Source organism: Janthinobacterium sp. PSRC1-1 (assembly GCF_049897525.1).
In the GTDB taxonomy this organism is placed as follows: domain Bacteria; phylum Pseudomonadota; class Gammaproteobacteria; order Burkholderiales; family Burkholderiaceae_D; genus Janthinobacterium; species Janthinobacterium tructae.
Genome location: NZ_JAFCWK010000001.1, coordinates 369,682 through 382,978 on the forward strand (window position 1 = coordinate 369,682; position 13,297 = coordinate 382,978).

Annotated in this window: 14 protein-coding genes; 6 read left to right on the forward strand and 8 right to left on the reverse strand. The window is 62.3% G+C overall.

All coding sequences use genetic code 11. From position 1 onward, the window contains the following. Positions 1-209: 209 nt before the first annotated feature. The 4 genes from ACP7DW_RS01695 to ACP7DW_RS01710 form a co-directional block, all read right to left on the reverse strand. Positions 210-716, reverse strand: coding sequence for a GNAT family N-acetyltransferase (locus tag ACP7DW_RS01695; RefSeq protein ID WP_071075406.1), 507 nt, complete (start codon positions 714-716; stop codon positions 210-212). Next, a complete protein-coding gene (locus ACP7DW_RS01700) occupies positions 713-1,666 on the reverse strand; it encodes a DMT family transporter (RefSeq protein ID WP_426053663.1) in 954 nt (317 codons plus the stop codon). Before ACP7DW_RS01700 ends, ACP7DW_RS01695 begins: the two co-directional genes overlap by 4 nt. Positions 1,667-1,987: 321 nt before the next feature. Further along, entirely contained in the window at positions 1,988-2,437 is a 450-nt protein-coding gene (locus ACP7DW_RS01705) for a glycine zipper 2TM domain-containing protein (RefSeq protein WP_141170795.1), read from the reverse strand. 150 nt (positions 2,438-2,587) lie between these two features. Further along, positions 2,588-3,016 carry a DUF962 domain-containing protein gene (locus tag ACP7DW_RS01710; RefSeq protein WP_099762053.1) on the reverse strand — a complete coding sequence of 143 codons (429 nt, stop codon included), beginning with the start codon at positions 3,014-3,016 and terminating at the stop codon, positions 2,588-2,590. A 94-nt stretch (positions 3,017-3,110) separates the two neighbouring features. Here ACP7DW_RS01710 and ACP7DW_RS01715 point away from each other — a divergent pair, with 94 nt between their 5' ends. Further along, complete coding sequence (locus ACP7DW_RS01715; RefSeq protein ID WP_426053662.1) at positions 3,111-3,635, forward strand: DNA-deoxyinosine glycosylase; 525 nt, start codon at positions 3,111-3,113, stop codon at positions 3,633-3,635. Positions 3,636-3,660: 25 nt separating this feature from the next. Here the strand turns inward: ACP7DW_RS01715 and ACP7DW_RS01720 are convergent, their stop codons facing one another. Beyond that, positions 3,661-4,869, reverse strand: coding sequence for a hypothetical protein (locus ACP7DW_RS01720; protein ID WP_426053661.1), 1,209 nt, complete (start codon positions 4,867-4,869; stop codon positions 3,661-3,663). 106 nt (positions 4,870-4,975) lie between these two features. After that, positions 4,976-5,842: an HDOD domain-containing protein gene (locus ACP7DW_RS01725; RefSeq protein ID WP_426053660.1), complete on the reverse strand. Its 867-nt coding sequence runs from the start codon at positions 5,840-5,842 to the stop codon at positions 4,976-4,978. A gap of 291 nt (positions 5,843-6,133) precedes the next feature. On the opposite strand from ACP7DW_RS01725, the gene ACP7DW_RS01730 reads away from it, so the two are divergent. Beyond that, positions 6,134-6,712: a DNA-3-methyladenine glycosylase gene (locus ACP7DW_RS01730; RefSeq protein WP_426053659.1), complete on the forward strand. Its 579-nt coding sequence runs from the start codon at positions 6,134-6,136 to the stop codon at positions 6,710-6,712. Here the strand turns inward: ACP7DW_RS01730 and ACP7DW_RS01735 are convergent. Both ACP7DW_RS01735 and ACP7DW_RS01740 read right to left on the reverse strand, forming a co-directional pair. Then, entirely contained in the window at positions 6,709-8,403 is a 1,695-nt protein-coding gene (locus ACP7DW_RS01735) for a methyl-accepting chemotaxis protein (protein ID WP_426053658.1), read from the reverse strand. The genes ACP7DW_RS01730 and ACP7DW_RS01735 overlap by 4 nt on opposite strands. A 66-nt stretch (positions 8,404-8,469) precedes the next feature. After that, entirely contained in the window at positions 8,470-8,928 is a 459-nt protein-coding gene (locus ACP7DW_RS01740) for a cache domain-containing protein (RefSeq protein ID WP_298407334.1), read from the reverse strand. A 283-nt stretch (positions 8,929-9,211) separates the two neighbouring features. Here ACP7DW_RS01740 and ACP7DW_RS01745 point away from each other — a divergent pair, with 283 nt between their 5' ends. The 4 genes from ACP7DW_RS01745 to ACP7DW_RS01760 are packed head-to-tail and all read left to right on the forward strand — an operon-like array spanning position 9,212 to position 13,284. Next, positions 9,212-10,576, forward strand: coding sequence for a KamA family radical SAM protein (locus tag ACP7DW_RS01745; RefSeq protein ID WP_426053657.1), 1,365 nt, complete (start codon positions 9,212-9,214; stop codon positions 10,574-10,576). A 2-nt stretch (positions 10,577-10,578) separates the two neighbouring features. Further along, positions 10,579-11,925: an MFS transporter gene (locus ACP7DW_RS01750; RefSeq protein ID WP_426053656.1), complete on the forward strand. Its 1,347-nt coding sequence runs from the start codon at positions 10,579-10,581 to the stop codon at positions 11,923-11,925. Beyond that, the gene (locus tag ACP7DW_RS01755) at positions 11,870-12,718 is read left to right on the forward strand and encodes a fumarylacetoacetate hydrolase family protein (protein ID WP_096237933.1); all 849 of its coding nucleotides are present in this window, start codon (positions 11,870-11,872) and stop codon (positions 12,716-12,718) included. Before ACP7DW_RS01750 ends, ACP7DW_RS01755 begins: the two co-directional genes overlap by 56 nt. After that, positions 12,718-13,284: a carboxymuconolactone decarboxylase family protein gene (locus ACP7DW_RS01760; RefSeq protein ID WP_426053655.1), complete on the forward strand. Its 567-nt coding sequence runs from the start codon at positions 12,718-12,720 to the stop codon at positions 13,282-13,284. Before ACP7DW_RS01755 ends, ACP7DW_RS01760 begins: the two co-directional genes overlap by 1 nt. The last annotated feature ends 13 nt before the right edge of the window (positions 13,285-13,297 follow it).

A 13,297-nucleotide genomic window follows, 5' to 3' on the forward strand; every position in this document is an offset into this window, starting at 1 on the left:
CCAGTCGTAGCGTTTATATTGATAACCGTTGATTGCATTCTCCCCCTCCCACTTGACAATGGGTTCTGCCCCGCGGTGCCGCTAGCCCGCGGGGATTTTTTTGGAACTTACTGCGCGGCGCGCCTTGCGCCCTGCGATGCTCACTGTACCTTCGTACAGTTCCGCTTCTCGGCCACAAATCGCATCCGCTCGCTACAGTTCCCCTTCAATCAGGCAAGCTTTGGCGTGCCCGCCGACAATTGCGTCAAGGCATCACCAGCCACGCGGCAGATGCGCCAGTCCGGCATCACGTCCGCGCCCATGCCCTTGTAGAAGTTGATCGCGTTTTCATTCCAGTCCAGCACCGACCATTCGAAGCGGCCGCAATCGCGTTCGACGGCCAGTTGCGCCAGCGCCACCAGCATCTGCTTGCCATAACCCTTGCCGCGCACCGATTGCTTCACATACAGGTCTTCCAGGTACAGCCCCTTGCGGCACAGGAAGGTGGAAAAATTATGGAAGAACAGGGCGAACGTCACCACCTCGCCATCTTCCTCGCCGACCAGCGCTTCGCACGCGGGGTGCTTGCCGAACAGGCTGTCGTGCAGCATGGATTCTTTGGCGATCATCATGTGTTCCAGTTTTTCAAACACGGCCAGTTCATGGATCATGCCGAAGATGGCGGCCACGTCGGTTTCCTGGGCGGGACGGATGGCGAGGGAGGAAGAGGTGCTCATGTTGCCTTTGCTGATGGAGTGGTGGAAATGGAGGCGACGGCAGCCGTCTTGCGCGCGCCCGAGGTCAGGGCCCAGGCCACGCTGGACAGGCATAGCAGCATGCCCACCCATTCGATGGGGGCGGGCCGGTAATGTTCGAACTGCACCGACAGCAGCACGGAAATGACGGGCGTGACGACGCCGATATACACGGTCTTTTGCGTGCCGATGCGGGCGATTAAGGTGAAATACGCACTGAAGGCGATCACCGAGCCGAAGATGGCCAGGTACACCAATCCCATCCAGTAACTGGGACGCGTGGGCAACTGCCAGGACTGGCCCGTGGCGATGGCCCAGGCGGCCACCATCAAGGTGCCCCACAGCATGGTCCAGGCCATGGTCAGCATCACGTTGCCCGAATGTTCGCGCACTTTCATGACGAGGGCATTGCCGGCCGTGCTGGAAATGGTGGCCACCAGGGCCAGGATAAAGCCGAGCAGAAAATGTACATTGCGGCCATTGCCGCCGCCCAGAATATCGTGCAGCGCCGCGCCGATGGAATGGTAAAACAGCAGCACGATGCCGCAGATGGCGACAAACGCCGCGCAGCACGTGCTCCAGGTAATCGGCGTGCCGAAGGCGATGCGGTTGAGCAATGGCGTCCAGAACACCATCAGCGCGAACAGCACGCTGACGAGGGCCGAGACCAGGTATTGCTCCGAACTGTAGGTGCACACATAGCTGACGGCAAACGAGGCCAGGCCTTGCAGCAGCATCCATTTTTGCGTACGCCAGGGCAGGCGCAGGGTGTCGCCGCGCAAGGCGCACCAGGCAAACAGGGTGGCCGAAGCCAGGCCGAAGCGGTAGACCACGGAAACGGCGGGCGCGACATCGCCCAGCTGCAAGGTGATGGCCCAGAAGGTGGAGCCCCAGATCAGGCAGGCAATGAGGAACAGGAGAGGAGAGGACATCGCGCAAGTATACGGGCATCGCGCGAGGATGGCGAGTCTTGGTCGAGCTTGCTCAACGTGTGCTCAGGAGACACCCGGGCATTGAGCCAGCGCAGTGCTTCTGGAAAATGTTGAATTTATGAAAATATTTACTTTATTATTAAGTAAATATTTTCTGAATTGCATCTTGGAAGGAGGACCGCCATGTCAGCCTCACTGCAGATCAAAGTCTGGAGCCTGCTTGTGTATGTCATCGTGACCGCCGTGATTGCCATCTGGCTGCACCCTTCTGCCTTGCTCGCTGCCGGCGCATTCGGCTGAGCGCATGCGCCGGCAAGCAGATCAGTGCGTGACGCGGGTCTTGCGGCCATCGGACAGCAGGCGCACGCGCTCGCCCGGACGGAACAGTTCGTCCGCGTCTTGCACGATGGCGCGCATGTCGCCATTGTCCAGACGTACGGTGATTTCCAGGCCGGGTTTGTTGGACGCGTTCGCTTCGATGCTTTTGCCTGCCATGCCGCCGGCGACGGCGCCGAGGATGCTGGCCGCGATGGCGCCCTTGCCGCCGCCGACTGCGGAACCGGCCACGCCGCCCAGTGCCGCACCCGCCAGCACGCCGGTGCCCGTTTCGCCCTTGTCGATGGTTACCTGGCGCACGGATTCAACCGTACCCAGGCGAACCGATTGTTCATTCTGCGCCTGGCGCGCGTTGTACACATTCGCCGAGTTCGGTTGTACGGCGCAGCCGGCCAGGGTGGCGAGCAATGCCACTGCAATAATTGGTGCTTTCATGTAGGACTCCCTTGGACAAAAGTTAGTTGCCGATTGCGTCGACCGGCAGTAAGGATGCTGACTTATCATAAGGACACTTGCCTCAGATAACTAGTTGCGAATAGTAAAAATCTGTTACCGGTTCCGCGTGACCAAGGGGCCACCTGCTGCTCAATACGCCAGCCGCAGGCGCCGGTATAAAAATCCCAGCACGAACAGCGGACCCACGAGCAAAAAGCGCACATCGTCGAGAAACGACGGTTTCTTGCCTTCGATCTGGTGGCCGATGAACTGGCCTATCCAGGCCAGCACGAACAGCGCCAGCGACACGGGCAGGATGGTCAGCGCCGGCATCAGCAGCAGCAGGCCCAGCATGATGGCCAGGATCGCCAGCATGCCTGCCGCAAACGGACGCGACAGCTTGTAATAATAGTATAAGGCGAGAATACTGGCGAGCAGCGCCACGCTGGGATGCGCGCTCCACAGCAGCCCCAGCAGACTGAAAACGATCAAGGGCACGCACACGATGTGCACCCATTCATTGACGTGGTTGCGGTGGCTTTCGCCATACTGGGCCAGCAGGGTGTCGATGGTGCGCATGGGCGGTCTCTTGTGCAGGGATGGTTGTCCGGGAATTCTACACCGTCGCGTGGCCGGGTAAAATGCTCCTTCTTTCCTCTTCCGGACCGCGCATTTGAATCACCCAGCCCTCTTGCCAGACCATGCCGCCGACCCGCGCAAGCGCTGCTTCGATCCCGTCGTCGACGCCGATACGCGCTTGCTGATACTGGGCAGTCTGCCCGGCGAAAAATCGCTGGCCCACAGCCAGTACTATGCGCATCCGCAAAACAAGTTCTGGAGGCTGCTGGGTGAAGTGCTGGGCGTGGACTTGAGCAGCCTGCCCTATGCGGCACGCTTGAGCACCTTGCTGGCGCACGGCGTGGGCCTGTGGGACGTCGTGGCGCAGGCGCAGCGCACCGGCAGCCTGGACAGCAATATCCGCGCCCGCGACGACAACGATCTGGCGGCTCTGGCCGCCAGCCTGCCACGGCTGCAGACGATCGCCTTCAACGGCGGCACGGCCGCGAAGCTGGGCATCAAGGTGCTGGGCGAGCACGCGCGGCGCTACCGCATCGTCAGCTTGCCGTCGAGCAGCCCGGCTTATACGCTGGCGTATGGCGCCAAGTTGCTGCAATGGAAAACATTGCAGCCGTTTTGATGCAGGCGCCGTCCGCGCCAGTTTCTTACGCTGGCGCGTACGCCTGCGCTTCCACCGGCTGTCCCTTGGCGTCGAATTTCAGCGCCACGGACAATTGCGTCACGCCGATGGTGGCCAGCGCATCGCAGATGTCGTCGACTTCGTCCTGCAGGTCGGCAGCCAGGTCGAGCGGCTTGTCGGCGCTGTGCAGCAGCTCGCCGCCCGCCGTGCTGACATTGACGCGCAACAGCATTTCGCCATGTTCATCGGCCGGGCCGACGACCACCGAGACCTCCGCGGCATCCACCTTGTTTTCCGCCAGCGCGTGGTTGATGCCGGACATCATCTGCAGCATCGCATACTCGCTCATGCCTTGTTCCTTGCCACCGTGGAACAGATCCTGGTAGAGGAAGCTCACTTCCAGCGCGCTGCCGGCCGGCGCCAGGCAGCGTTTCACCAGGTCGCCCACTTCCGTCGTCCACTGCTGGTAGCGGGCCATGCGCGCGTCGAACCAGGCGTCGAGCGCCGCTTCGTCTTTTGGTTCCGCATAGAACGGGTCGTCCACGCGCTTGAGGGCAAAGCCCAGCAGGAAGCGCAGTTCGATGGCCGTGTCCTGCGGGCCGAACGCCGTCTCGCTCCAGCCGACGATGCTGCTTTCCAGGCCCGGCGTGGCGACGATTTTCTTGTCCGTCATCGAGCTATACGCATCGCGCACCATCTCGTGCAGGTGGCTATAGGTGATGCGGTCGATTTCATCGAGGTCGTAGGCATGGCTCATCAAGACCACCTTGGCCTTGGCGCTTTCCAGTTCTGCCTGTTGAAAACTTTTGACCAGCGCTTCGAATGCGTCCTGGTCCTGGAAGCTGTCCGCTTCCCGCAGGCCGCCCGTGCTTTGCACCAGCAGCGGTACGACGAAGGCGTTGATTTCCATGGCCGGGGCATTGTCGCGGCGGATCACGGAAATGGAAGCGGCTTCCTCGATATGGCTGCGCAAATACTGGTAGGCGCCCACGTCTTCGTACTTGGCGCGTTCGATGGCGTCATACAGGATTTCATCCTTCTTCTGATTCAAGGCCTTGCGGATCAGGCGGCCGAACTCGACGGCTTGCTCGGCCAGCACCGTGCCCTGCGATTCGCTGTCTTCCTGCTCCGCCAGGTTCAGGGCCATCGTGCACAGCATGCGCGTGACGGCTTCATCCTTGTCTTCAGGCGTGTTGGCGGATTTACGGGGGACAGGGCGCTTATTTTTGGGCATGGCGATCAACAGGTTAAGAAATACGGGTCAGGCAAACGGAAACGGGCGCCAGGGCTTGGCCAGGCGCCGGGACAGATCATACAGGCGGACGCGGCCGCCTGATACCTCAATGGTCGGTATCGAACATCTCGTGCAGCTCGTCGAGCAGGTCGGCGGCTTCTTCCTGCGACAGGCCGAGATGTTGACAGGCAAGTTCGCCGCCCTTGTCCCACTCCAGCGAGGTACTGTTGCCATGGTAGCGCTGAATGCCCTTTTCGGCCAGCAGCGACAGGGCGACGAGCGAGCGGATGGCGTCGTCCGTGGACGGGTCCGCCAGCACCGTGTAGTCGTGGTGGTGCAAAATGGCCCAGGAGACATCGGAGGACAGGCCCCAGTTGCGCGCCAGCAAGCAGCCGATGGCCGCGTGGTTGGTCTGGTGGCGCGCGTCTTCCAGGCGGGTAAAGCAATTGTGCGCATCGTTGGCCGCCGCCGCGTACGTCTTGACGTAGTCGGGGAAGCGGTTCATCAGCAGGGGCACGCCGATATCGCAGAACAGGCCGAAGGTGTGGGCGATGTCGGGCGGGGCGATGCGCAGCTTGCGCGAGGTAAATACCAGGGCGCGCGCGCGCTTGGCCGACACATCCCAGAAGTTGGTCAGTTCCACGCCTTCCGCTTCCAGCGCCTGGCGCGCCAGCAAGCCCGTCATCATGGCGCTGCACTGGTTGATGCCGAGAAAGTTGATGCCTTGTTCGACCGATTTGGCCTTGCGCGCGGCGCCATAGAAGGGCGAGTTGGCCAGTTTCAGCAGGGCGCCGGACATGCCGACATCGTCGGCGATGATGCGCGCGATGCGCCGCGGCGACGGGTCCTGCTCCGCCAGTTCGCGCTGCAAGTCGACCAGCAGGCTGGGGCGTGGCGGGATACGGATGGAGCGCATCAAGGCGTCAACCGGATCTTCCTGCACTACCTGCTTTTGCGCTGCCGCTCTCATCATCACGCTTTCATCATCATTTTTTGTGCCCGGTGCTTATTCTGTCGCGCGCTGCCGCTGTCCGCTTCATGCGCGTCTGGCGCAGTGTCCGACGATTATCGCTGTTTATGCGTGGCAATAGTTCATCTCGACAATATATTCTGGAAAAAATTCCCATTTTGACCTTGTCCCTACGCTATTTTCCGCATTTTACGACGCTGTCCATCCCGGTTGCCGTGACCAAAAAATCAAGCTTTATTTGTTTTTAAGGTGGGGCAAGACGCGCGGCGGGAAGCGCGGCAGTACAATTGCCGCATGAAAAAACTCCTGGCCGGTATCGATTTTGCGGACGATTCCAGCAGCGTGGCGCGCCAGCTGATCGGCGTGACCGTGCTGGTCGACGGCGTGGGCGGGCGCATCGTGGAAACGGAAGCGTATGACCGGCTGGACCCCGCTTCGCACACGTATGGCGGCATGACGCCGCGCAATGCGGCCATGTTCGGCCCGCCCGCGCACGCCTATGTCTACCGTTCCTACGGCATCCACTGGTGTCTGAACTTTGTGTGCCGCGAAGCGGGCCATGGGGCAGGCGTGCTGATCCGCGCCATCGAGCCGCTGGCGGGCATCGATGCCATGCGCGAGCGGCGCGGCGTCGAGGAACTGCGGCAGCTGTGTTCGGGGCCGGGCAAGGTATGCCAGGCGCTCGGTATCACGCAGAGGCATAACCGGCTGGCGCTCGATGCGCCGCCGTTCATGCTGCTGGCCCGCGAGGATGACGTGACGGTGCAAGCGGGTCCGCGCATCGGCATTTCCAGGGCGATGGACACGCCGTGGCGTTTCGTGCTGGCCGGTTCGCGCTACCTCAGTAAACCGATGCGCGCGCCAGCCGTCTAGCTGCGCCGGCGCTGTGGCGCATCCTTGACGCCACGCAGACCCGGCACGCCGCGCAGCGGGCTGTGCAGTGCGCGCCGCTCCTGTTGCGCACTGGCCGGATGCCGGAACGCTTCTGCTTCGGTAGGGCCGCTCGGCGCGGCGGGGCGCTCGTCCAGGGTGAACACGCTGACTGCCGCCGACAATTTGACGGCCTGGTCCTGCAAACTGGCCGCCGCTGCCGCTGCCTGTTCCACCAGGGCCGCATTTTGCTGGGTGACGTCATCCATTTGCGTGACGGCCTGGTTCACTTCCGTGATGCCCGAGGCCTGCTCGGCGCTGGCCTCTTTGACGCGCTGGATGATGGCATTGACTTGCTGCACCGAGGCCACGATGGCGCCCATGCTGTCGCCCGCTTGCTGCACGGCCACGCTGCCGCCATCGATGGTGGTGACCGAGGTGGCGATCAGGGTCTTGATTTCCCTGGCCGCCTGCGCCGAGCGTTGCGCCAGGGTGCGCACTTCGGACGCCACCACGGCAAAGCCGCGGCCTTGCTCGCCCGCACGCGCCGCTTCCACCGCGGCGTTCAGCGCGAGGATATTGGTCTGAAAGGAAATACCATCGATCACGCCGATAATATCCACGATCTGGCGCGAATTGGCGCGTATCGTCGCCATCGTCGCCACTGCCTGCTGCATCGATGCGCCGCCTTGCACGGCCAGGGTGGACGCTTGCCCCGCCAGTTCGCAGGCCAGCTGGGCGTTGTCGGCGTTGTCATTGACGGCTTGCGTCAGCGCTTCCATGGCGCTCGACGTTTCTTCCAGCGAACTGGCCTGCATTTCCGTGCGCGCCGACAGGTCCAGATTGCCGGTGGCAATTTCGCGCGACGCCGTGTCGATCGATTGCACGGCGCCCATGATGGTGCGCAAGGTCTGGTTCAGGTGGGCGATGGTCTGGTCCAGCACGCGCGACGTGGCGGCGATCTCGTCATTGCCTTGCTTGGGCGCACCGGCGATCAGCTTGCCCGCCGCCAGGTCTTGCACGGCGTCGGCGATGCCGCGGATTTCCACCAGCAGGGCGCGCCGCACCAGCATGGTCACCACGATGGAGGCCAGGATGGAGAGCATGACGGTCAGCAGCAGGCTCCAGCCCAGGCTGCGAAACTCGGCGCTGGCCGTCGCATGGGCCTGGCTGCTGAGCGTCGTTTCCAGGGCCGACAGCTGCGCCAGTTGCGTATTGAACTGGCCGAATTGCGTTTCCGCCTTGAGCATGGAATTGGTGGCGATCGACTGGTCCATCTGCGCCATTTCCATGGTTTCCAGCACGGCCTTGCGGTAGCCGGCCAGGGCCGTGATGGCGGCATCGACCAGGTTGCGTTCGGCGCCCGTGGCCGTGGCGCGCAGCGTGGCCAGCTCAGTGCCGATGGCCGCGTGACGCGCCTTGATCTGTTGCTCCAGTGTATCGAGGCGAGCCTTGGCGAAGCTGCCATTCGTCCACGACAGCAACTGGTACATATTGCCGTGTACGTGCTTGGCCTCGCCGAGTATGTCGGCGGCCGCTTTCAGATGCGTGATGCGCACGCGTACCATGTTTTCCAGCGAGGCATTTTGCCGCACCATGCCGTACCAGGCGCCGCTCGAGCTGAGTATCAGCAGCAGCAAGACCAGGGCGGGCGCCAGCAATAATTTTGGTCCGATGCGTAATTGATTGAGCATGCTTGACTCCTGGCTGTGGCTGTTTCAAGCGCAGGCGGCGCGTGGCGTGCGCGCGCCGCCGCTGTCTTATTTTTTGTAGATCCCCGCTTCCAGCACCACATCGTTGACGCGCAGGATGTACGTGGTCTTCGGCTCGATCTTGCCAGTGGTGGGATTCTTGTACTGATAGTCGACCCAGCCCTTGCCCTGCTTTTGCGCCAGCTCAATGATTTCACGGCGATACTTCTTGCCATTCGCATCAGGCACGTCCGTCAAATCCTTGCCCACGATGGAAGGATTGATGGGGTGGGCCAGCACGATGCCCGTCTTGATGTCGCGCATGTCCACATACAGCGAGCCCTGCACGAAGTCGGGGTCTTTCGCCGTGATTTTCTTCATCATTTCTTCCTTGCCATGCGCCTTCATGAAGGCGGCGCCCCGTTCGGCCATGGCGATGGCGTCTTTTTCCGTTGGTTCGACGGCGGCATTGACGCTGCCGCCGGCAAATGCCAGGCACAGCAGGCTACCCGTGAATAAGCGTTTCATGACAGCTCCTTGTGAGAATCGAGGGATGTATTGCCAAGCCGTAATTTACGTCGTCGACGGTCCCATCAAATTGCGATGGAACAAACTAAGGTGTTGCTTGTAGGCAGCGAACAACGCATCGGAATGCTTGTTGATGTGTAGCAATTTGGTTCCAGATGGCAAGAATTATGATGACTTTCACAGCATGCCGAGCTGGCATGGCCTGTGGGGAAAGAGGCTGGAATTGGCCGAAATAGGGTCAATTTCATGAAAGTTATCGCTATTTATTGGCAAGGAGCCGATCGTGTCCGAACTCATTACCGAGCCGTTTTCACCCAAGTTCAAGCCGTATACGCGGCAAACCATTCATCAGGCGCGGCAGTGGGAATGGCTGCCGGAAGAGCAACGCGAAGCCGTGCAGGTGGTGTCGCACGTCTTGCCGTTTCGCACCAATGCCTATGTGCTAGACCAGCTGATCGACTGGAACAACATCCCCGACGACCCCATCTACCGCCTCGTTTTTCCCCACCGCGACATGCTGCCGCCCGAGCAGTACGCGCACTTGCGCGATCTCGTGCTGGTGCAGCGTGACAAGGCTGCCATCGATGCCTATGTGCATGGTATCCGCCTGGGCATGAATCCCCATCCGGCCGGGCAGATGACGCATAACGTGCCGAAAGTCAACGATGCACCGGTGCGTGGCTTGCAGCATAAATATGTGCAGACGGTGCTGTTTTTCCCCAGCGCGGGCCAGACGTGCCACGCGTACTGCACCTTCTGTTTCCGCTGGCCCCAGTTCGTCGGCATGGACGACATGAAGTTCGATGCGCGCGAGTCGCATGAGCTGGCCGCCTACCTGAAATTGCATCCTGAAGTGACGGATGTGCTGATCACGGGCGGCGACCCGATGATCATGAACACGCGGCAACTGGCCGCCTACCTGGAGCCGCTGCTGGCGCCGGGCCTGGAACACATCCAGAACATCCGCATCGGTACCAAGGCGGTGGCGTATTGGCCGCAGCGTTTTGTCTCGGACCGCGATGCGGACGATTTGCTGCGCCTGTTCGAGCGCATCGTCAAGGCGGGCAAGAACCTGGCCGTGATGGGCCATTACAGCCACGCCGTCGAGTTGCGCCAGGATATCGCGCAGCAAGCGGTGAAACGCATCGTCTCCACAGGCGCCACCTTGCGCATGCAGGGGCCGCTGATCCGCCATATCAATGAAGATCCGGCTAGCTGGGCCGAGCTGTGGCAGACGGGCACGCGCCTGGGAGCGATTCCGTATTACATGTTTGTCGAACGGGACACGGGGCCGCGCGGCTATTTCGAACTGCCCCTGGCGAAGGCACATGAAATCTTCCAGGCTGCCTACCAGATGGTGTCGGGCCTGTCGCGTACGGTGCGCGGGCCCTCCATGAGCGCGTTCCCCGGCAAGATCGTCATCGATGGCATCGTCACCATCAATGGCGAAAAACTGTTTGCCCTGCAATTTTTGCAGGCGCGCAACCCGGACTGGGTGCGCCGGCCGTTTTATGCGCAGTTCGATGCGGAAGCGACGTGGATGGACGATTTAAAGCCCGCATTCGGCCACGACAAGTTTTTCTTTGAAACGGATGAGCCTATGCCGCAGGTGCCGCATAAAATCATCCGCCTGGCACAGGCCGCCTGAGCATGCACGGCGCCGGCGCCTCTTCGCGTTCCGGGGTGGCCGTGTTTTGCCTGGTGTTCCTGCCGTTCGCGCTCGGGCATTACCTGTCGTGCCTGCTGCGCGGCGTGAATGCCGTGCTGACGGCGGAATTGCTGGGCGCCATCGCCCTGACGCCAGCGCAGCTGGGCCTTTTGACCAGCGCCTTTTTTCTCGCCTTTGCGCTGGTGCAACTGCCGATCGGCATGGCGCTCGACCGTTACGGCCCCCGCACGGTGCAACTGTGGCTGCTGGCGCTGGCGGCCCTGGGGGTATGGCTGTTCAGCCTGGGTCACAGCTTTGCCGAGCTGATGTGGGCACGCGCCCTGATGGGGGCAGGCCTGGGCGGCTGTTTCATGGCCGCCGTGAAAGCGATCTCGTGCGCCATTGCACCAGCGCGCCTGCCTTCCGTGCATGGTTACCTGATCGCCGTGGGTGGCCTGGGCGCGGCCACCGCCACCCTGCCCGTCAAGCTGGCCCTGCACTACACGGACTGGCGCGGCGTGTTCCTGGGGCTGGCGCTGGCGGCACTGGCCATCGGCGTGCTGATCCGCCTGCTGTCGCCGGCCATGCCCAGGCCCGCCACCGCGCACTCGGTGAGCAAGGTCAGCGTTTGGAGCGTGTACCGCGATCCCGGCTTTCGCCGCACCATCGCGCTGATCTTGCTGCCGCACACGGTGTTCTTTGGCGTGCAGGGCTTGTGGGTGGGGCGCTGGCTGGCCGACGTGGGCGGTTTGTCCGACGACAACGTGGCGTATCTGCTGTACCTGGGCATGGCGGCTGTCATCTTTGGCGCCATCGGCATGGGCATGCTGACGGAATGGGCCGGGCGGCGCGGTATTGCCCCGATGCAGCTGGCGGCCGTGGGCATCGTCCTGTTCATTGCCGTGCAAGTGGCGATGGCGTGTAACGTCGTGCCCAGCCTGCCCATGCTGTCCGTGCTGTTTACCTTGCTGGGCACGGTGACGGGCCTCGAGTATGCGATCGTCGCGCAAAGCATGCCGGCCAGCCTGACGGGCAGGGCGGCCACTTGCCTCAATTTGCTCATTTTCACGGGCGCCTTTCTGGCGCAGGCGGGCTTTGGCCTGATCCTCGGCTGCTGGCCCCTGAACAGCTTGCAGCAGTATCCGCCGCAAGCGTATCAGGTGGCGTTTGGCGTGCTGGCGGCCTTGCAACTGCCGGGACTTGCGATGTTTTTCATTCGCCGCTACAGGCGTGCCGGGCCATCCGGTAAAATGGCAGACTGCACAGCGGCAATGATCAACTCCAAGGAAGACTATGAAACTCGTTCGTTATGGACGTCCAGGCAAGGAAAAACCGGGCCTGATCGATGAAGAAGGCAAACTGCGCGACCTGTCCGGCGTGATTGCCGATATTGACGGCGCACAACTGTCCGACAAGGCCTTGCGCAAGCTGGCCAAGCTCGACGAAAAGACCTTGCCCCTGGTGCGCGGCAATCCCCGCTTCGGCGTGCCGCTGGCGAAAGTCGGCAAGTTCATCGGCATCGGTCTCAATTACGCGGACCACGCGGCCGAATCGGGCATGCCGATTCCCGCCGAACCGATCGTCTTCATGAAGGCGATTACCTGCCTGAATGGCCCGGACGACAATGTCGTGTTGCCGAAAGGCTCGAAAAAGACGGACTGGGAAGTGGAGCTGGGCGTCGTCATCGGCACGCGCGCACAGTACGTGAGCGAAGAGGACGCCTTGAAATACGTGGCCGGCTATTGCGTCGTCAACGATATTTCCGAGCGCTCGTTCCAGCTGGAGCGGGGCGGGCAATGGGATAAAGGCAAGGGCTGCGACACCTTCGGCCCCATCGGCCCGTGGCTGGTGACGCGCGATGAAGTCATCGACGAGCAAGACCTGGACCTGTACCTGGAAGTGAACGGCAAGCGTATGCAGACCGGCAATACGCAAACCATGATCTTCACGGTGGCGCAGATCGTCAGCTACCTGTCGCAATTCATGACCCTGGAACCGGGTGACGTCATCGCCACGGGCACGCCGCCGGGCGTGGGCCAGGGCCGCAAGCCGCAGCGTTTCCTCAAAAAAGGCGACAGCATGCGCCTGGGCATCCCCGGCCTCGGTGAACAGCAGCAGGACGTGGTCGCCTGGACTGCCTGATGGCGGGGGGCGATATCGACCGTTTGCCCGCGCTGCCGCTGGACCGGCTCGACGCCCAGCAGCGCGCGGCCGCGCAAGCCATCATCGACGGTCCGCGCGGGGCCCTGTACGGCCCCTTCGTGCCGCTGATCCGCAGCCCCGAGCTGATGGAAACGGCGCAGCGCATGGGCGAGTACCTGCGCTACCGCAGCGCCATCGGTACGCGCCTGTCGGAGCTGGCCATCCTGGTGACGGCGCGCCAGTGGGACCAGCAAGTCGAGTGGGCCATCCACGCGCCGCTGGCCGTGCAGAACGGCATCGCGCAGGCGGCCGTGGACGCCATCGCCGTGCGGCGCGCGCCGCTTGCCCTGAAGGAAGACGAGCAAGCCGTGCATGACTTCTGCATCGAGTTGCAGCAGAACAAGCGCGTCAGCGATGCCACGTATGCACGCGCGCTGGCGCTGTTCGGCGAGCACGGCGTGGTGGACTTGATGGGTATCAATGGCTATTACACTTTCCTGGCCATGGTCATGAACGGGGCGCAGACGGCGGTGCCGGCTTTGGGCGTGGCGCCCTTGCCTGCCTGATGAGAGGAGTTTA